Origin of the sequence: Pseudoduganella sp. RAF19, assembly GCF_052114165.1 — a bacterium.
GTDB lineage: Bacteria > Pseudomonadota > Gammaproteobacteria > Burkholderiales > Burkholderiaceae_D > Rugamonas.
The window spans coordinates 640,611-660,099 of record NZ_JBFREF010000003.1 but is presented as its reverse complement, the minus strand read 5'-3'; the positions used below and the strand labels follow the sequence as shown (position 1 = coordinate 660,099).

Genomic DNA, 19,489 nt, shown 5'->3' with positions numbered 1-19,489 from the left:
GCGGCCCCAAACGCGCGGCACTCAACGCCAAATTAGCTAAACTAGCTACTTGCAAATAAGTGGGCCAGGACAGCCGGCATCCGCCCATCGTTATTTCGCCGGCAACAACAATAACATAAACAATGTCGGGGAAAATATGGACACAGACCAGGCTCGGGTCGGCGCTGTCCCGCTCATGGACATCATGAATCTGCTCGCCAGTACGTTTTACGTGCTTGATGAGGCGGGACACTTCATTCTCTGGAATAAGCGGCTGGAATTCGCCACGGGCCTCAGCGCGGCGCAGCTGCGCACTGTCCATATGCTGGACCTGGTGGAACCGGCCGACCGTCCCAAGGTCGCGGAAGCTTTCTGCACTGTATTCCAGCAGCAGGAGCAAGTGCAGCTGGAAGCGCGGCTGCGCTTCGACGGACGTGACCTCCCCTACCTCTTATTTGGTACCCGGCTGCGCACCAGCGGCCAGGATTATCTGTGCGGCATGGGCGTCGACCTCGGTCCGCGCTACCGCCAGCAGGAAGCGCTGGAGCTGCGCGAACGGGCGCTGCATGCGGCCAGCAATGGCGTGGTAATTACCCGTTGCGATGGCGACAACAATCCGATCGAATATGTCAACCCGGCCTTCGAGCGGATTACCGGCTATAACGCGGACGAGGTGCTGGGCCTCGATTCGCGGCTGATGGCCGCGCCGGGCCTGGACGATCCGCAGCGCGCGGCCCTGCATGATGCGCTGATGGCGCATCGCCCCTGCTCGGTGGTATTCCGCAACCGGCGCAAGGATGGCCAGGTGTTCTGGAATCAGCTGTCGGTGACCCCGGTGGGCGACGGCGGCGGGCGTGTGACGCATTTCATCGGCATTATCGAGGATATTACAGCGCTGAAGGAACGCACCTCCCAACTGGAGCATCAGGTGACGCACGATGCGCTGACCGGCGTGGCGAACCGGACTCTGCTACGCGACCGGCTGGAACATGCCGTCCACTCCGCGCATCGCACGGGCGGGCATGTGGCGGTCGCCCTGCTCGATCTGAACAAATTCAAGGAAATCAACGACACCATGGGCCATGACGCGGGCGACCAGGTGCTGAAGCAAATCGCCCTGCGCCTGCGCGAAGCGGTCCGCGACACGGATACGGTGGCCCGGCTGGGCGGAGATGAGTTCGTGCTGGTATTGGCGGAGCAACCATCGCTGCGCTTCACCTTGCGCATGATCGAGCGCGTGCGCCAGGCTTTGGGGGAGGACTTGCATATTGATGGGCGGGATTTGTCCGTGGGCGCAAGCATGGGCGTGGCGGTTTATCCGCAGGATGGCGATAGTTTTTCTACGCTGCTGAAGGCGGCCGATGCGGCCATGTATACCGGCAAAGGCGCCGGTCCGGGAGCGGTGCATTTTTATTCGCCGGATATGGCATCCAGCTCCGAGGCGCGCCAGAAAATGGAATCGGCTTTACGCGACGCGGTAAATGGCGAAGATATTTATCTGCTTTATCAGCCGCATGTCTGTGTTTCGACCGGTAAATTGCAGGGATTGGAAGCTTTATTGCGGTGGCGCCATCCCGAGCACGGAGAATTATTACCCGGCGATTTTTTACCCGATGCCGAAGAAAATGGCTTGATCATTCCTATTGGACGGCGCGTATTGGAAGACGTTTGTGAAACGCTGGGCCGTTTGGCCTATTTAGGATTCGACGAGGTGCCCATTTCCTTTAATTCCTCGAATCGCGAATTCAGTCAGCGCGATTATTTGCCGCATATTGCCCGACGCGTGAAACACTATGGCTTGAATCCGGAACGATTGGAAATTGAGCTGAAGGAATCGCAGCTGATGAATAATCCGGAACGGGCGCAACGGCTGGCACATGGCGTGCACAAACTCGGCATTGGCCTGAATATTGATGAATTCGGTGCCGGCGCATCAAATATCGCTTGCCTGGGTGCGATGCAGGTACGGCGACTGAAAATGAGTTTCGGGCCAATTCGCAATATCGGACGCAGCGCGGCTTTGGCCAAGACCATGCTCGATATCGGGCATAACCTGAACTTCAAAGTGGTCGCTACCTGCGTCGAAAATAAAGCGCAGCACGACTTCCTCGCCGCGCACGGCTGCAGCAGCATGCAGGGCAATTTCATCTCCCGCCCACTGCCCCGGCCCGACCTGGAAAAATGGCTCACCGCTCTCTGAATATGCCAATATCTGGCACGTTCGCACCATAAAACAGCTCATTGAACTTTTCACTGCCCTACCTGTCCTAGCTCAACACCGCCGCCCATCGCGTGGGCTACAGTGCCTGAACTATCTCATCGGGGGTGCGCCATAAACGACGGGTTGGAAACTTATGAGAACAGAATTACCAAGCTTGAGGTAGCCGTGGAAAACAACGATAAAGCGTTGACCGCCATCAATGCGACGCTTATGGCAATTCATCAGGAAATAGCGGCGATTCGCGAAGAACGCAAACGCGATATAGATCCATTGCGCAATGAATTTACACTCAGTATTAATCAGCTGCGCACAGAGTTTCATCACGAGATTAATCAGCTACGCACGGAGTTCAATCATGCGATCGATTTGATGAGGGAAGAACATAATCGCAGCTTGCGCTGGATTGTTGGCGTGGTGATTGCCAATATGATGATGAATGCGGGAATATTAGCGCGAATGGCGCACGTGATATAAAAAAAGCCAACCCGCAGGTTGGCTTTTTTACTGAAGCGGCAAATGATTATTTGCGGTCTTTCAGTGGTGGTACGTCGCGAACGGTGGAACCGACGAACAGCTGGCGTGGACGGCCGATTTTCTGTTCTGGGTCGGCAATCATTTCGTTCCACTGGGCGATCCAGCCAATGGTACGGGCCATTGCGAAAATACCGGTGAACAGGGAAACTGGAATACCCAGGGCCGATTGAACGATACCCGAGTAGAAGTCCACGTTTGGATACAGCTTGCGGGAAACGAAGTATTCGTCGTTCAGTGCAATCTTTTCCAGTTCCATGGCCAGCTTGAACAGTGGGTCGTCCTGCAGGCCCAGTTCGTTCAGCACTTCGTAGCAGGTTTCGCGCATCAGTTTCGCACGCGGGTCGAAGTTCTTGTACACGCGGTGACCGAAGCCCATCAGCTTGACGCCGGAATTCTTGTCTTTCACCTGAGCGATGAAGGCAGGGATATTCTCAACGGTGCCGATTTCTTTCAGCATGTTCAGTGCCGCTTCGTTGGCGCCGCCGTGGGCAGGGCCCCACAGGCAAGCAATACCGGCAGCGATACAGGCGAACGGGTTGGCGCCCGAGGAGCCAGCCAGACGCACGGTCGAGGTGGAAGCGTTCTGCTCGTGGTCTGCGTGCAGGATCAGGATGCGGTCCAGAGCGCGCACCAGCACGTCGTTGACCTTGTACTCTTCGCATGGGTTACCGAACATCATGCGCATGAAGTTCGCGGAGTACGACAGGTCGTTGCGTGGGTACATGAACGGCTGGCCGATCGAATACTTGTACGCCATGGCGACCAGGGTCGGCATCTTGGCGATCAGGCGGATCGCGGAGATTTCACGCTGCTTGGCATCGTTGATGTCCAGCGAGTCGTGGTAGAACGATGCCAGCGCGCCGACGGTGCCAACCAGCACGGACATCGGGTGCGCGTCGCGGCGGAAGCCACGGAAGAAGAACTGCATCTGCTCGTGAACCATCGTGTGCTTGGTCACGGTATCTACGAACTCTTTCTTCTGCGCTGCGTTCGGCAGTTCGCCGTTCAGCAGCAGGTAGCAGGATTCCATGAAGTCGGCGTTCACTGCCAGTTGCTCGATCGGGTAGCCGCGGTATTGCAGTTCGCCCTTGTCACCGTCGATGTAGGTGATGGTGGAATTGCAGGACGCGGTCGACATGAAGCCCGGGTCATAGGTGAACTTGCCGGTAGCGCCGTACAGTTTGCGGATGTCGATGACGTCCGGACCAACGGTGCCCTTGTAGATCGGCATGTCAACGGATGGGCTGCCATCCGAGAACGACAGGGTTGCTTTGGTATCAGAAATGTTCATAGGACTCTTCCTTCTTGGAGAGATGCGGCTTAATAAAAAACTTACTCTGGCGGCGCCAGGCCATCAAACAATGATCAGGCCTTGCGCAGGCGTTGCAGCAGTGCGTGCACATGCGGCAGATCGATCTCGCCTTCCGGCTCCTTGCGGGCCAGCACCAGATCCATCAGCGCATTGTCCGACAAATCGAGGAGCCGCGTGAGTGCGTCCACTTCTTCGTCAGTCAATTCCGTTTCGTGCGCATCCAGAAAACGCGTCAGGATGATGTCGTTTTCCAGCAGGCCCCGTCGGGCGCGCCAGCGAAGGCGCGCGCGGTTCGACGGGTCGGCCTGATGCGCACGTTTTTCCAGTTCAGCCATAAATCTAAAAAATCAGATTGCGCGGCGAACCATCAGTTCCTTGATCTTGCCGATGGCCTTGTTCGGGTTCAGGCCTTTCGGGCACACGTCCACGCAGTTCATGATGGAGTGGCAGCGGAACAGACGATATGGGTCTTCCAGGTTATCCAGACGCTGGCCGGTGGCTTCGTCGCGCGAGTCGGCGATGAAGCGGTAGGCTTGCAGCAGGCCGGCCGGGCCGACGAACTTGTCCGGGTTCCACCAGAACGATGGGCAGGAGGTCGAGCAGCAAGCGCACAGGATGCACTCGTACAGGCCATCCAGCTCTTCACGTTCGGCAGGCGATTGCAGGCGCTCTTTCTCCGGCGGGATCGAGTCGTTGATCAGGAACGGCTTGATCGAATCGTACTGCTTGAAGAACTGCGTCATGTCGACGATCAGGTCGCGGATCACCGGCAGGCCTGGCAGAGGGCGCAGCACGATAGGCTCGCTCAGCTCGTTCAGGTTGGTGGTGCAGGCCAGGCCGTTCTTGCCGTTGATGTTCATGGCGTCCGAACCGCACACGCCTTCACGGCAGGAGCGGCGCAGGGCCAGGGAATCGTCAACGTCGGACTTGATGCGCTGCAGGGCGTCCAGCAGCATCTTGTCGGTGTCCTTCAGCTCGACGGTCACGTCTTGCATGTACGGCTTGGCATCCTTGTCCGGATCGTAACGGTAAATCTTGAGTTTGAGAGTGCGTGGCATGTTCTTCTGGCCCTTAGAAAGTACGTGGTTTCGGTTTGAAGGTGTCAACCGTCAGCGGCTTGGTTTGAACTGCCTTGTATTCCAGGCGGTTGCCTTCCGAGAACCACAGGGTGTGCTTCATCCAGTTGTCGTCGTCGCGATGCGGGTAATCGTTGTGGGCGTGGGCGCCACGCGATTCCTTGCGTGCTGCTGCGGAGGTGATCGTCGCTTTGGCGGTCTCGATCAGGTTGTCCAGTTCCAGCGCTTCCACGCGGGCGGTGTTGAACACCTTGGACTTGTCCTGGAAGGAGACGTGCTTGCGGCGCTCGTCCAGCTTCATGATTTCAGCGTAGCCCTGCTGCAGCATGTCGTCGGTACGGAACACACCGCAGTATTTCTGCATCGCGGCGCGGATATCGTTGGCCACGTTCTGTACGCGCTCGCCGCCGGTGGAGGTTTCCAGCTTGTTCAGGCGGTTCATCGCGAAGTCGGCTGCATCCTTCGGCAGCGGCTTGTTTTCCTTCTCTTCCAGGTGGGTCTTGACCACGTGGTTGCCTGCTGCGCGGCCGAACACGACCAGGTCCAGCAGGGAGTTGGTGCCCAGGCGGTTAGCGCCGTGTACGGAAACGCAAGCGCACTCGCCGATCGCGTACAGGCCGTTGACGACCTTCTGGCTGCCGTCGCCGGTTGGCACAACAACCTGACCGTGGATATTGGTCGGGATACCGCCCATCTGGTAGTGGATGGTCGGCACGACAGGAATTGGTTCCTTGGTCGCGTCGACGTTGGCGAACTTGTGGCCGATTTCCAGAATCGACGGCAGGCGCTTCTTGATGGTGTCCGAGCCGATGTGGCGCAGGTCCAGCAGAACGTGGTCCTTGTTCGGACCGCAGCCGCGGCCTTCCTTGATTTCCTGGTCCATGGAGCGGGACACGAAGTCGCGCGGCGCCAGGTCTTTCAGGGTCGGAGCGTAGCGCTCCATGAAGCGTTCACCGTTCGAGTTGATCAGGATGCCGCCTTCGCCGCGCACGCCTTCGGTGATCAGCACGCCCGCGCCGGACACGCCGGTCGGGTGGAACTGCCAGAATTCCATGTCCTGCAGCGGCAGGCCGGCGCGTGCCGCCATGCCCATGCCGTCGCCGGTGTTGATGAAGGCGTTGGTCGACGCTGCGAAGATACGGCCTGCGCCACCGGTGGCGAAGATGGTGGTCTTCGCTTCCAGGATCATGCATTCGCCGGTTTCCATTTCCAGGGCCACCACGCCGACCACGTCGCCTTCAGCGTCGCGGATCAGGTCCAGTGCCATCCACTCCACGAAGAAGTGGGTGCGGGCGCGCACGTTGCGCTGGTACAGGGTGTGCAGCAGTGCGTGGCCGGTACGGTCAGCCGCGGCGCAAGCGCGCTGCACGGCCTTCTCGCCGAAGTTCGCGGTGTGGCCGCCGAACGGACGCTGGTAGATGGTGCCGTCCGGGTTACGGTCGAAAGGCATGCCGAAGTGTTCGAGTTCATACACGACCTTCGGTGCTTCGCGGCACATGAATTCGATCGCATCCTGGTCGCCCAGATAGTCGCCACCTTTGACGGTGTCAAACATATGCCAGTACCAGTTGTCTTCGGCCATATTGCCCAGCGATGCGCCGATACCACCCTGCGCTGCCACGGTGTGGGAGCGGGTCGGGAAGACCTTGGACAGCACGGCCACATTCAGGCCGGCTTCCGCCAGTTGCAGGGAGGCGCGCATGCCGGAACCGCCGGCGCCAACGATCACCGCATCAAAGCGGCGGGATGGGATTGCAGATTTGATAGCTGCCACGATTAAACACTCCAGAGGATCTGTACCGACCATACGGCGCAAGCGATCAGCCAGCCGATGGTGATGATTTGCAGGGCCAGGCGAACACCAACTGGCTTGACATAGTCCATCCAGATGTTACGGATACCAACCCAGGCGTGATAGAACAGGCCGGCGAAGGTCACCAGGGTAAACAGCTTGAACCACTGTTGGGCGAACAGGCCGGCCCAGCCTTCATAGGAATAATTCGAGGCAGTGAAAATGCAGAACAGCAGGATGGCCGTGTAGACCACCATCAGAACGCCGGTCACGCGCTGTGCCAGCCAGTCTTTCAGGCCGTAGTGGGCGCCGACAACCTTGCGCTTCGGGCCGATGCCATTGTTATTGATAGACATTTAGAACACTCCGAACAGTTTCAGGGCGACCAGCACGGTCACGATGACGGTAATCACAATCCCGGTAACCGCGGTCTTTTGCGCGGATTCCTTGTCGGCCAGGGTGTGGGTATCCATGATCAGGTGGCGGATGCCCGCGCAGAAGTGCTGGGTGTAGCCCCAGACCAGCGCCAGGAAGATCAGCTTCACGATCGGGGTCGACGCGATTTCCTGGAAGTGAGCGAAGGAGTATTCAGAGCGGAGGCTTTGTTCCAACAGGTAGAGCACGACCGGCAGCAGCAGGAACAGCAAGCCGCCACTGATGCGGTGCAAGATGGATATCTTGCCGGCCCACGGCAAGCGGTAGCCCATGAGGTCCGTGACGTGGATATTACGGAACTCTGGCCGTTCTTTTTTCGGTGCTTCCCGCACGGCTTCAGACATAACAAAACCTCCTTGTACTTTGTTGCTAATTATTTGCCAAACTTGGCGAGAATGTGATTTTCGCCGATTTTCGCCCCATGAACCAATATGTATTCTTACATATAACCAAAATTTTATTGCGGCGCGGCGTTTTTGTTATCGCCTCTACAACCCCGCCTCAACTCAAATCGTTTTGGTAGTGATGACGCTCCGTCAGATAGAGGCCGCGGCGCAGCTCCACCGGCTTGTCGCCATAGGTGAAGGACACGCGCTCGGCGCATAGCAGCGGCGTGCCGGCCGCTACTTTGAGCAGTGCAGCATCGCCCTCTTCCGCGCAGACGGCGCGGATCTTTTCGGCCGCGCGGATCATGCGCGTGCCGAATTCACTCTCAAACAGCCCGTACATCGGGCCTTTGTATTCGTTCAGCCGTTCCGCGGTCAGGCCTTTGAAGATCAGACCGGGCAGCCACAGCTCCTCGACGATGGTCGGCATGCCGTCGAAGGACTGCACACGCTTGATGTAGACCACGGAATCGCCGGACTTGAGATCGAGCAGGCGCGCCACATCGGCGGGCGCTCGCAGCCGCTTGACCTCAATGAATTTGCTCTCCGGGTAGTGCGGCACGCCCTCGTCGGGCATCAGGCGCAGGAAGCGGTAATGCGCACGCTCCTCGTGGTGGGTGGCCACGAAAGTGCCCTTGCCCTGTTTGCGCGACACCAGGTTCTCCGCCGCCAGTTCGTCGATCGCCTTGCGCACCGTGCCCTGGCTGACCTTGTAGCGGCCGGCCAGCTCGACTTCGCTGGGAATCAGCTCGCCCGGCTTCCATTCGCCGGACTGCAGGCTCTGGGTAATCAGGGCCTTGATTTGCTGGTAAAGGGGAGAAAAAGTAGGAGATGGACCCGCCGCGCCACCAGTGTTTGGTGTCGCCGGCGAACTTGCGCCTGTGTTGTTCTGATTGGGCGGGACGGGGTTCATAGACCACGATTTCACCACAAAAGGGCACGTGCGTCCAGAAAAAACCTCACAACTTATCTGTCTTATATAAGACATAAGATATGATTGACAGTGAGCAAATACCGGCCTAAACTCCCCGTCGATGCTGGCTCTGTAAATGGGGACGTAGCGCATTTGCAGGCCCTAAATCTGTTACGTCCCCATTTACAGAGCCAGGATGAGCATAGTTCGTTCAGCGTGCCATTTCAACCACGTTGATGCGGTATCATTACGTGCTTCGGACCGTTTTCTATTCCACTTTGGAGATTCATCATGGCTAAAACCCCAATGCGTGTTGCCGTTACCGGCGCCGCCGGCCAGATCGGCTATTCCCTGCTGTTCCGCATCGCCAACGGCGACATGCTGGGCAAAGACCAGCCAGTCATCCTGCAACTGCTCGAAATCCCGGACGAAAAAGCTCAGAAAGCGCTGAAAGGCGTGATGATGGAAATCGACGACTGCGCTTTCCCTCTGCTGGCCGGCATGACCGCCCACTCCGACCCGATGACCGCCTTCAAGGACGCCGACGTGGCCCTGCTGGTCGGCGCGCGTCCACGTGGCCCAGGCATGGAGCGTAAGGACCTGCTGGAAGCGAACGCACAGATCTTCACCGTGCAGGGCAAGGCGCTGGACGCCGTCGCTTCGCGCAACGTGAAGGTGCTGGTGGTGGGCAATCCAGCCAACACCAACGCTTACATCGCAATGAAGTCGGCGCCATCCCTGCTGGCCAAGAACTTCACCGCCATGCTGCGCCTGGACCACAACCGCGCCCTGTCGCAAGTGGCTGCCAAGACCGGCACCCAGGTGAAAGACATCGAAAAGCTGACCGTCTGGGGCAACCACTCCCCAACCATGTACGCCGACTACCGCTTCGCCACCGTGAACGGCAAGTCCGTCAAGGAAATGATCAACGACCAGGAATGGAACGCCAACACCTTCCTGCCAACCGTCGGCAAGCGCGGCGCAGCGATCATCGAAGCGCGCGGCCTGTCCTCGGCAGCTTCCGCAGCGAACGCAGCGATCGACCACGTGCGTGACTGGGTACTGGGCACCAACGGCAAGTGGACCACCATGGGTGTTCCTTCCGACGGTTCCTACGGCATCCCTGAAGGCATCATGTTCGGCTTCCCGGTGACCACCGAAAACGGCGAATACAAGATCGTCCAGGGCCTGGAAATCGACGCATTCTCGCAAGAGCGCATCAATCTCACGCTGAAGGAGCTGACCGAAGAGCGTGAAGGCGTGAAGCACCTGCTGCCGTAATTTGTTTTAAACACAGTGGAACCGGTTAAACCACCGATCCGCCGTACCCGCCGCGCTGCCGAGAGCAGCGCGGCGGCTGTTTCTACCGCATCCATGCATCCATCCGAGGTTTTATTCCAGGGCACACGCCAGCCGCTCCTGCTTCCCGCCTGCGATCACTACGCCGGCAGCGAGAAGCTGATGCGCAAATCCATGGCCCTGCAACAAGAGCTTGGTCCCCTGTTCGACATCACCTTCGATTGCGAGGACGGCGCCGCCGCCGGCAACGAAGAGTCCCACGCCAAGCTGGTCGCCCTGCTGCTGCTGGACGAAGCCAATGTGCACAACCGCATCGGCGCCCGTGTCCACGACATCAGCAGCCCGCACTTCGAGCGCGACGTCGAGATCATCTGCACCGAAGCGGGCCACAAGCTGGCCTATATCGTCCTGCCCAAGCCGGAAAGCGTACAGGAAGTGGTGCGCGGCATCGATATCGTCAACAAATACGCCGCCAAGTCCGGCCGCACCACGCCACTGCCGGTGCACGTGCTGATCGAAACCCACGGCGCCCTGCGCGACGTGCACGATATCGCCGCCCTGCCCCAGGTCGAGTGCCTGTCATTCGGCATCATGGACTTCGTTTCGGCCCACTACGGCGCCGTGCCGGGCAGCGCGATGCGCACGCCGGGCCAGTTCACGCATCCGCTGGTGGTGCGCGCCAAGCTGGAAATCGCTGCCGCCTGCCACGCGCACGGCAAGGTGCCTTCGCATAACGTGACGACCGAAATCAAGGATTCGGCCGTGGTGGCCACCGACGCCCAGCGCGCGGCCGCCGAATTCGGCTACACCCGCATGTGGTCGATCCACCCGAACCAGATCAAGCCGGTCATCAAGGCCTTCACGCCGCGCGTCTCCGAAGTCAACGAAGCGGCCGCCATCCTGCATGAAGCAGAGAAGGTACAGTGGGGCCCGATCTCCCAGCACGGACGCTTGCACGACCGCGCAAGCTACCGATATTATTGGACGGTTCTACAGCGCGCCAAGCTCGCAGGCCTGCCGCTGCCGGACAACGTAGCCGCCCTGCTGGGCGATGGTCAAGTAACTCCCGGAGACAATTAAGCATGTCGATCACCAAATTCATTCTCGCCTGCGCTGCCTGCGCCTCGATGGCTCTCACTCCGCTGGCGCATGCCGACGACAAACCCGTCAAGCACACCGCCACCGCCAAGAAAAAGGCCGCCAAGCCGAAGAAGGCCGAGAAGGCTGACAAGGCGGATGAAGCGCCGGCGTCCGCAGAAGCCAGCGAAGACGCCAAAGAACCCAACGTCGCAGAGTCCAGCGTGACCGATTACGCCTGCGAACTGGGCAACAAGATCACGATCTACGAAAACGCCACCGATCTCGAACACATCGCGATCCGCTGGAAGCAGAAGCTGCACCGCCTGACGCGCGTGGCCACCACCACCGGCGCCCAGCGTTTCGAGAACAAGCTGTATGGCCTGATCTGGATCGGCATCCCTGCCAAGGGCATGCTGCTCGATTCGAAAGCGAACCGCCAACTGGCGAATGAATGCAAGACGTCCGAGCAAAAACTCGGTCTTTGATTTATTAATAACAGACGATACCCACCTGAAGGAGAGGTCATGTCCCGCAACACACTGAATACGCTCAAGGATTTCCCTATTTCTGGCAGCAAAAAGGGTCAGTTCTATTCCCTGCCCGCGCTGGAAAAGGCATTGGGCGCCAAAATCTCCCGCCTGCCGGTATCGATCCGCGTGGTGCTGGAATCGGTGCTGCGTAACTGCGACGGTAAGAAAGTCACCGAAGAGCACGTGAAGCAGCTGGCTAACTGGGGCGCCACCGCGGCCCGCACCGACGAGATCCCGTTCGTCGTAGCCCGCGTTGTACTGCAGGACTTCACCGGCGTTCCGCTGCTGGCCGACCTGGCTGCCATGCGTAACGTGGCCTCCAAGATGGGCGTGAACCCGAAGAAGATCGAGCCGCTGGTGCCGGTTGACCTGGTGGTCGACCACTCCGTGACCATCGACCACTTCCGCGAGCCGAAGGCGCTGGACCTGAACATGAAGCTGGAATTCTCGCGCAACAACGAGCGCTACCAGTTCATGAAGTGGGGCATGCAAGCCTTCGACACCTTCGGCGTGGTGCCTCCAGGCTTCGGTATCGTGCACCAGGTGAACCTGGAATACCTGGCACGCGGCGTGCACAATGCATCGTCCGTGTACTACCCTGACTCGCTGGTGGGTACCGACTCCCACACCACCATGATCAACGGTATCGGCGTGGTGGGCTGGGGCGTGGGCGGCATCGAGGCGGAAGCCGGCATGCTGGGCCAGCCTGTGTACTTCCTGACCCCGGACGTGATCGGCGTGAACCTGACCGGCCACCTGCGCGAAGGCTGCACCGCGACCGACCTGGTGCTGACCATCACCGAAATGCTGCGCAAGGAAAAAGTGGTTGGCAAGTTCGTCGAGTTCTTCGGCGAAGGCACCGAGTCGCTGACCGTGACCGACCGCGCAACCATCGCCAACATGGCGCCGGAATACGGCGCGACCATGGGCTTCTTCCCGGTCGACGACAAGACCATCGAATACTTCGAAGGCACCGGCCGCACCAAGGACGAAATCGCCGCCTTCCAGTCCTACTTCAAGGCACAGGGCATGTACGGCGTGCCGAAGAAAGGCGACATCGACTTCACCCGCGAACTGCACCTGGACCTGTCCACCGTGACGCCTTCGCTGGCTGGTCCTAAGCGTCCGCAAGACCGTATCGAAATCGGCAACGTGAAGTCCACCTTCACCTCCCTGTTCTCCAAGCCGACTTCGGACAATGGCTTCAACAAGAAGGCCGACGAGCTGACCAAGACCTACACCACCAGCAATGGCGTGAACGTGAAGAACGGCGACGTGCTGATCGCTGCCATCACCTCCTGCACCAACACCTCCAACCCGAGCGTGCTGCTGGCTGCCGGCCTGCTGGCCAAGAAAGCCGTGGAAGCCGGCCTGAACGTCGCTCCGCACATCAAGACCTCGCTGGCGCCTGGCTCGCGCGTTGTGACCGAGTACCTGACCGCTGCCGGCCTGCTGCCATACCTGGAAAAACTGGGCTTCGGCGTGACCGCTTACGGTTGCACCACCTGCATCGGTAACGCCGGCGACCTGACCCCGGAACTGAACGCCACCATCACCGGCAACGATATCGTGGCTGCCGCCGTGCTGTCCGGTAACCGTAACTTCGAAGCGCGTATTCACCCGAACATCCGCTCCAACTTCCTGGCATCGCCACCGCTGGTCGTCGCTTACGCGATCGCCGGCAACGTGACCCGCGACCTGATGACCGAACCGGTCGGCCAGGGCAAGGATGGCAAGGACGTCTACCTGGGCGACATCTGGCCGACCTCCGCCGAGATCCAGAAGCTGATGAAGTTCGCGATGAACTCCAAAGTCTTCAAGGAAAACTACGCCGACGTGAAGGGCGCTCCTGGCAAGCTGTGGGAAGCCGTGTCCTCCACCGAAGGCCAGGTCTACAACTGGCCTGATTCGACCTACATCGCTGAGCCGCCATTCTTCGACGGCTTCGAGATGAAGCCGAAGGCAGCGGAAGCCGGCATCACCGGCGCCCGTGCACTGGGCGTGTTCGGCGACTCCATCACCACCGACCACATCTCGCCAGCCGGCTCCATCAAGGAAGACGGCCCGGCAGGCAAGTGGCTGAAGGAAAACGGCGTGATGAAGGCCGACTTCAACTCCTACGGCTCGCGCCGCGGCAACCACGAGATCATGATGCGCGGCACCTTCGCCAACGTGCGTATCAAGAACAAGATGATCCCTCCGAAGGCCGACGGTTCCGCGGTTGAAGGCGGCATCACCCTGCACCAGCCTTCCGGCGAACAATTGTCGATCTACGACGCAGCGATGAAGTACATCGACGCGGGCACCCCGACCATGATCTTCGGCGGCGAAGAATACGGTACCGGCTCTTCCCGTGACTGGGCAGCCAAGGGCACCCAGCTGCTGGGCGTGAAGGCTGTGATCTGCCGTTCCTTCGAGCGTATCCACCGCTCCAACCTGGTGGGCATGGGCGTGCTGCCACTGCAGTTCATCGGCAACGATTCCGTCGAGTCGCTGAACATCACCGGCAAGGAAGTGTATGACCTGAAGGGTCTGGAAGGCGAAATCAAGCCACAGCAACAGGCTACCCTGGTGATCCACCGCGCCGACGGCTCCAAGCAGGAAGTGCAAGTGCTGCTGCGTATCGATACCCCGATCGAAGTAGACTACTACAAGCACGGCGGCATCCTGCCGTTCGTTCTGCGCCAGCTGCTGGCTGCTTAAAAACCTACGGCGTAAAACAGGTGGCTGCCACGATGTGGCAGCCACCAGGTTCCCGCCTCTGGTTCTGAATAAAACGCCGGCTCGCCGGCGTTTTTGTTTTTGGGCGCCCTTTCTTGCCGAATCCACTACAATATATGTGACAAGGTTTCCTTTTTACACTGAGCAAAAGCGCTATGCGTCGACCATCCAAAGATTCAACCCAGAAATTGTCCGCCGACAGCCAGCGCCTTCTGAACCTAGCCCAAGCCGTGGGCCAGGCAGCCTCCCGGATTGAAGAGCGTAACTGGGAGCGAACGCTGGACACGCAGCTGCACAAGCTGCTGCGCACCGGCCATCAGGACACCATTGATGCCGCCCTGAACTCCCTGTTCAGCGTGGATTTGAACGCTTACGACGTCCTCATGGATAGCGTGGAAGCGGTAAGCGAGTCCGACACCATCGTGGTGGAAGTGGACGGTGAATCGCGCGAGTACGATGTGCTGCTCGTGGCCGCGCCGGTCCTGGCCTGGACGCGCTTTTCCATCGCATCCGGCCAGATTCCGGGCGAGATTCTGAACACGCTGTCGGCCCACTTCTCCGCTCACCTGCTGGCGGATGGCACGCATATGGCGATGTCGTCTACTTTGTATTCGATCGACCAGCTGCCGCGCACCCACGCGGAAGCCTATTCGAAGACGCACAAGCTGGGCCAGTCCGCGCTGAAGGGCGTGGCCGTGAAGTCGGAAACCAAGACGCCGGAAACCGCGCCCTTCCTGGCCGATACACGCTACCTGATGGTGGCGGTGGTAGCGCAACATGGCGCTCCCCTGTTCCGCTGGCAGATGCAGGCGGCGGGCATGAATCCGGGCGAAGAGCGCAAGAATGCGCTGGAAGCCTGGAAGACCCAGGCCGAGCCGACCGTTGCACGCCTGCTGCCGGGCTGCGGCATCGAGCTGCTGTTGCCGGAAGCGTACTACATGGCCTGCCGCGAGGCGGACAAGCTGATTCGTCCCGTCTCGATCCGCGCTGCGGTGCATTATCTGACGCATTCGCTGTCCTGCGAGCCAAACGAACTGCGCGCGGTGATTGCGGGCTTCGGCGACGAATCCGCGCCGGACGGCCAGATCGACGAATACCGCGTGGCGTTCACCCGCCGCAGCGACAGCGACGTGATCTACGGCGTGGTGTGGCCGCTGTATGGCCAGGAAGACGAAGAAGGCACGCCGCCGGAAGGCCCGATTACCGCCGGCCACCTGACCGCCATGCTGAAGCCGCGTACGCCGGTGGAAGAAATCATCGAGCACCTGAACGAGGCTGGCGTTTCGCAGGTGAAGAAGCTGGGCGAAAAATACGTCGCTGAGTACTGCGACGACTGCGGCGCTCCCCTGTTTGCCGATCCCTCCGGCGAACTGGTCCACGCCGAGATGCCGGAAGACGCCCCCACCGGCACCGAGCACTTCCACTGACCGCAATGGGGCCGGACCCTATTTAGCCAAAGCTAGATGGGGTCCCTCCCTATTTCTCGCCTATTTCTTGCCTAATTCGCGCCTATTTCGCACCATTTAGCCTTCTGCCATCTAGTTTCAACCCCGTCCAGACACATCCGCAACACCCGCGCGCACGATTGAGAATTCGTTTGCGGCAGGTCGCCGAGTTCGTTACCATCGCGTTTCAATAAATCTGTAAAAAGCAAACCGCGTGTGAGCGCGGGACGCAAAGTCAACGGTCAAGAGGCCAAGGCCCTCTGCGACGGCAGGACTGCCAGACTCGTCAACCCCGGGCCCATCCCGGTGGTGAGCTCTTCACACCGGTCGCCCGACCGGCGGGCAGTCCGCTTTTCGGTAATTTTTTGAAAACTGGACTTAACTACCCAATGAAGAAGCACAGCATTTCCCTCCTCGCAATGACCGCGGCCATGGCCGCCATGATTCCCGCAGCCTATGCTGCCCACAACGCAACGGACGACGCGCCTGAAGGCGAATATGCGCGCGGCCGCATCCTGGTCGAACCGCGCGAAGGCCTGAGTACGGCCAATTTTGACGAAGCCCTGCGCCCGCACGGCGGCAAGCGCCGCAAGATGGGTCAAAGTAATATCCACATCGTCGACCTGCCCGGCAACGGCAATGAAAAGTCGGTCGTGGCTGAACTGCGCAAGAACCCGAACTTCAAGTACGTGGAAGTGGACCGCCGCGTGAAGCTGAGCGCGGTCACCAATGACCCTTACCTGGGCAGCGAATGGCATATCAGCAAAATCGGCGCCAACACTGCCTGGGATAAAGCCCAGGGCGCAGGCGTCACCATTGCCATTCTGGACAGCGGCGTGGACAGCACCCACCCCGACCTGGCGCCGCACATCGTCCCCGGCTGGAACGTGTACAGCAATAACGCCGACACCAGCGACGTGTGCGGCCACGGCACCGCGGTCGCCGGCACCGCTGCCGCGGCCATGAACAATGGCGCGGGCGTCGCTGGCGTGGCCGGTAACGCGAAGATCATGCCGATCCGTATCGCCTACAAGGACGCCGCCACCAACTCCTGCTACGCCTACTACTCGACCATGGCCAGCGCCGTGACCTATGCGGCCGACCATGGCGCGCGCGTGGTGAACATCAGCTACGCCAGCGTTCCCGCCAGCGCCGCTGTGCAGAGCGCCGCACAATACCTGAAGAGCAAGGGCGGCCTGCTGTTCGTCTCGGCCGGTAACAGCAACCGCGATGAAGGCTTCACGCCGACCACCACCATGATCGCCGTGTCGGCCACCGACAGCACCGACAGCCGCTCCAGCTTCTCCAGCTACGGCAGCTTCGTTTCACTGTCCGCGCCAGGTTCGAGCATCTACACCACCGTAGCGGGCGGCGGCTACGGCGGCTGGAACGGCACGTCTTTCGCCAGCCCGGTGGCAGCCGGTGTGGCAGCGCTGATGATGTCGGCCAATCCATCGCTGGACCCGGCCAAGATCGAAAGCCTGATGTATTCCACCGCTGTCGATCTGGGCACGCCAGGCCGCGACATCTACTACGGTTACGGCCGCGTGAATGCCGCCGCTGCGGTGGATGCCGCGATTGCAGCGTCCACTCCGAAGGACACCACCGCGCCGACCGTGGCAATTGCTTCGCCAGCCGCCAGCAGCACCGTGTTCGGCACCGTTGCTATCAACGTGAACGCGGCTGACAACGTCGGCGTGTCGCGCGTTGAACTGAAGGTGAACAACACCGTGGTTGCCACCGACAGCGCAGCGCCTTTCGCCTTCTCCTGGGATTCCAAAGGTGTAGTGAACGGCATGGCCTCGCTGATCGCGGTCGCCTACGACGCGGCAGGCAATGTGGCATCGTCCGCGCCAGTCTCGGTGAACGTGGCCAACGTGGTTGCGGCTCCGGTGAAGGACACCATCAAGCCGGTGGTCACCATCAGCAATCCGGTGGCGGGCAAAGTGACTGGCCTGGTCAACGTGAAGATCGATGCCTCCGACAACAGCGGCCCGGCAGGTCTGACCCTGGCGCTGTACATCGATGGTGTGAAAGTGGCAAACGGTTCGGGCAGTACCATGTCCTACACCTGGAACACAACCAGCATCGCCGCCGGTAGCCACAGCCTGTACGCCAGCGCGCGTGACGCAGCCGGCAACAGCACCTTGTACTACCGCGCTGTTACCAAGTAGTGTAAGGCTGCTTGATCAGGCAGGAGTTGTAGTAGCGGGGATCATGAGTCACATCCTCGCCTGCCCAATCAGGCTTGTCGAAACGCTGGTTTTCGCTGGGGAGTTCGATCTCGGCAATGACCAGCCCGGCATTCACGCCCAGGAATTCATCGACTTCCCAGGTGAAGCCGCCGAAAGGAATCTTGCGGCGGTATTTTTCAATGATGGGTTTCTCGCACACATTGTCGAGAAACTCGACGGCGTCGGCCATCGGCAGCGGATACTCCCACTCGCCGCGGCTGGCGCCGACGTTTTTAGTTTTGATCGTCAAGACCGCCTTATCGCCTTCGATGCGAACGCGCACGGTGCGCTCCGCGTTGGAGGACAGATAGCCCTGGCGCAGCAGCACAGGCTCGCCCTGCTGCTTCCAGTCCTCGTTCGTCACGAGGAATTTGCGTTCGATCTCGACGCCCATGTTTACTCGTCCAGCGACAGCAGGATAGGCTGCAGGATGGCCGCACCCAGCGCCGCACTGCGCGAACCGTTCCAGCCCACGGTCGGCACCGGCAGGTCGGCGTTATCCTTGAACGGCATTTCCAGCGTCAGCGACAGCACCTTGAAGTGGTGGCCGATGTACTTGGACGCCAGCGTCAGCATGTCTTCCTTGTACTTGGACGGCGCGTAGCCGTATTTGTCCTGGAAGTCCGGGCTGGACTGCTTGTAGCGCTCGATGAAGTTCTTCTGGCGCGCCATCTGTTCGGCTGTGAAGTTCTCCAGCATCTCGTTACCGGCCACGAAGTTGTAAGGCAGCGCTTCGTCGCCGTGGATGTCGAAGAACATGTCCACGCCGGTTTCGTGAATTTTCTGCTTCACGCACAGCACTTCAGGCGAACGCTCCAGCGATGGGGTCATCCACTCACGGTTCAGGTTCGCGCCGGATGCGTTGGTGCGCAGGTTGCCGCGCACGGAGCCGTCCGGATTCATGTTCGGCACGATGTAGAAGCAGCAGCGCTGCAGCAGCTTGCGTGCGATCGGGTTGGCATCGTCCAGCAGGCAGTCGATCAGGCCTTCGATGAACCATTCGGCCATCGACTCGCCAGGGTGCTGGCGCGCGATGAACCAGATTTTCTTTTCCGCTTCCGGCTCGCCGATCACGACCAGGTTCATGTCACGGCCATCGACGGTGGAGCCGATATCCAGCACGCGGGCGACCGGATTCTCGGCCACTTCGCCCAGCAGGCGCAGGTGGCGCTCCCACGAATACGGCTCGAAGTAGGCGTAGTAGACGCTGTCGTTGTGCGGGGTGTGCTTGATGGTCATGACCTGGCCGTCGAAGGACGTCGGCACACGGAACCAGTTTTCACCGTCATAGCTCGCTGCGGCGTGGTAGTCCTCGAAACCCTTGGCGTAGGTCGCCTGGCCCGCGTTCAGGAAGCGCATCGTCACGGCCTCGCCGCGCGCGCCCTGCAGGCGGAAGTGGAACCACTGGTGGATGTCTGCGTGCGAGTCTTTGCGGAGGTTCAGTTCGATGTTGGCTGCGCTGTCAGCGCGCAGCACTTCGATGGCGCCGGAGTCGAAATTCTGGCTGATCTTGATGGTCATTACGGTCCCGT

17 protein-coding genes and 1 riboswitch are annotated in these 19,489 nt (G+C 60.1%); of the genes, 8 read left to right on the top strand and 9 right to left on the bottom strand.

Annotation, left to right across the window (positions count from 1 at the left end; genetic code table 11):
* Positions 1-136 precede the first annotated feature (136 nt).
* Both AB4Z19_RS10885 and AB4Z19_RS10880 read left to right on the top strand, forming a co-directional pair.
* On the top strand, positions 137-2,179 hold the full coding sequence (locus tag AB4Z19_RS10885) for a putative bifunctional diguanylate cyclase/phosphodiesterase (protein WP_442026984.1): 2,043 nt from the start codon (positions 137-139) through the stop codon (positions 2,177-2,179).
* A gap of 186 nt (positions 2,180-2,365) precedes the next feature.
* Positions 2,366-2,674 carry a hypothetical protein gene (locus AB4Z19_RS10880; protein WP_442026986.1) on the top strand — a complete coding sequence of 103 codons (309 nt, stop codon included), beginning with the start codon at positions 2,366-2,368 and terminating at the stop codon, positions 2,672-2,674.
* Positions 2,675-2,720: 46 nt separating this feature from the next.
* Here the strand turns inward: AB4Z19_RS10880 and gltA are convergent, their stop codons facing one another.
* From gltA to AB4Z19_RS10845, 7 genes are all read right to left on the bottom strand, one after another.
* Positions 2,721-4,025 (bottom strand): citrate synthase, encoded by a 1,305-nt coding sequence (gltA, locus tag AB4Z19_RS10875; protein ID WP_442035245.1) that lies wholly within the window; start codon positions 4,023-4,025, stop codon positions 2,721-2,723.
* A 74-nt stretch (positions 4,026-4,099) separates the two neighbouring features.
* A complete protein-coding gene (locus AB4Z19_RS10870; RefSeq protein WP_442030137.1) occupies positions 4,100-4,381 on the bottom strand; it encodes an FAD assembly factor SdhE in 282 nt (93 codons plus the stop codon).
* A 12-nt stretch (positions 4,382-4,393) separates the two neighbouring features.
* Positions 4,394-5,104 carry a succinate dehydrogenase iron-sulfur subunit gene (locus AB4Z19_RS10865; protein ID WP_442030139.1) on the bottom strand — a complete coding sequence of 237 codons (711 nt, stop codon included), beginning with the start codon at positions 5,102-5,104 and terminating at the stop codon, positions 4,394-4,396.
* A 13-nt stretch (positions 5,105-5,117) separates the two neighbouring features.
* On the bottom strand, positions 5,118-6,896 hold the full coding sequence (sdhA, locus tag AB4Z19_RS10860; protein WP_442035244.1) for a succinate dehydrogenase flavoprotein subunit: 1,779 nt from the start codon (positions 6,894-6,896) through the stop codon (positions 5,118-5,120).
* 2 nt (positions 6,897-6,898) lie between these two features.
* Positions 6,899-7,270 carry a succinate dehydrogenase, hydrophobic membrane anchor protein gene (sdhD, locus tag AB4Z19_RS10855; RefSeq protein WP_442028617.1) on the bottom strand — a complete coding sequence of 124 codons (372 nt, stop codon included), beginning with the start codon at positions 7,268-7,270 and terminating at the stop codon, positions 6,899-6,901.
* Positions 7,271-7,693, bottom strand: a complete 423-nt coding sequence (sdhC, locus tag AB4Z19_RS10850; protein WP_442028615.1) for a succinate dehydrogenase, cytochrome b556 subunit — start codon at positions 7,691-7,693, stop codon at positions 7,271-7,273.
* 157 nt (positions 7,694-7,850) lie between these two features.
* Positions 7,851-8,648 (bottom strand): GntR family transcriptional regulator, encoded by a 798-nt coding sequence (locus tag AB4Z19_RS10845; RefSeq protein WP_442035243.1) that lies wholly within the window; start codon positions 8,646-8,648, stop codon positions 7,851-7,853.
* Positions 8,649-8,939: 291 nt separating this feature from the next.
* Here AB4Z19_RS10845 and AB4Z19_RS10840 point away from each other — a divergent pair, with 291 nt between their 5' ends.
* From AB4Z19_RS10840 to AB4Z19_RS10815, 6 genes are all read left to right on the top strand, one after another.
* Positions 8,940-9,929 carry a malate dehydrogenase gene (locus AB4Z19_RS10840; RefSeq protein ID WP_442035242.1) on the top strand — a complete coding sequence of 330 codons (990 nt, stop codon included), beginning with the start codon at positions 8,940-8,942 and terminating at the stop codon, positions 9,927-9,929.
* 93 nt (positions 9,930-10,022) lie between these two features.
* Positions 10,023-11,027, top strand: coding sequence for an HpcH/HpaI aldolase/citrate lyase family protein (locus AB4Z19_RS10835; protein ID WP_442028995.1), 1,005 nt, complete (start codon positions 10,023-10,025; stop codon positions 11,025-11,027).
* 2 nt (positions 11,028-11,029) lie between these two features.
* Complete coding sequence (locus AB4Z19_RS10830) at positions 11,030-11,512, top strand: hypothetical protein (protein WP_442035241.1); 483 nt, start codon at positions 11,030-11,032, stop codon at positions 11,510-11,512.
* Between the two features lie 39 nt (positions 11,513-11,551).
* Entirely contained in the window at positions 11,552-14,260 is a 2,709-nt protein-coding gene (gene acnA, locus AB4Z19_RS10825) for an aconitate hydratase AcnA (protein WP_442035240.1), read from the top strand.
* A 173-nt stretch (positions 14,261-14,433) separates the two neighbouring features.
* Complete coding sequence (locus AB4Z19_RS10820) at positions 14,434-15,705, top strand: DUF2863 family protein (RefSeq protein WP_442023051.1); 1,272 nt, start codon at positions 14,434-14,436, stop codon at positions 15,703-15,705.
* A 212-nt stretch (positions 15,706-15,917) separates the two neighbouring features.
* Positions 15,918-16,005: riboswitch (cyclic di-GMP riboswitch) on the top strand.
* Positions 16,006-16,112: 107 nt separating this feature from the next.
* Positions 16,113-17,897 (top strand): S8 family serine peptidase, encoded by a 1,785-nt coding sequence (locus AB4Z19_RS10815; protein WP_442023052.1) that lies wholly within the window; start codon positions 16,113-16,115, stop codon positions 17,895-17,897.
* Here the strand turns inward: AB4Z19_RS10815 and AB4Z19_RS10810 are convergent.
* Both AB4Z19_RS10810 and AB4Z19_RS10805 read right to left on the bottom strand, forming a co-directional pair.
* Complete coding sequence (locus tag AB4Z19_RS10810; protein ID WP_442023053.1) at positions 17,887-18,351, bottom strand: CYTH domain-containing protein; 465 nt, start codon at positions 18,349-18,351, stop codon at positions 17,887-17,889. The genes AB4Z19_RS10815 and AB4Z19_RS10810 overlap by 11 nt on opposite strands.
* Positions 18,352-18,353: 2 nt before the next feature.
* Complete coding sequence (locus tag AB4Z19_RS10805; RefSeq protein ID WP_442035239.1) at positions 18,354-19,478, bottom strand: M14 family metallopeptidase; 1,125 nt, start codon at positions 19,476-19,478, stop codon at positions 18,354-18,356.
* Positions 19,479-19,489 lie beyond the last annotated feature (11 nt).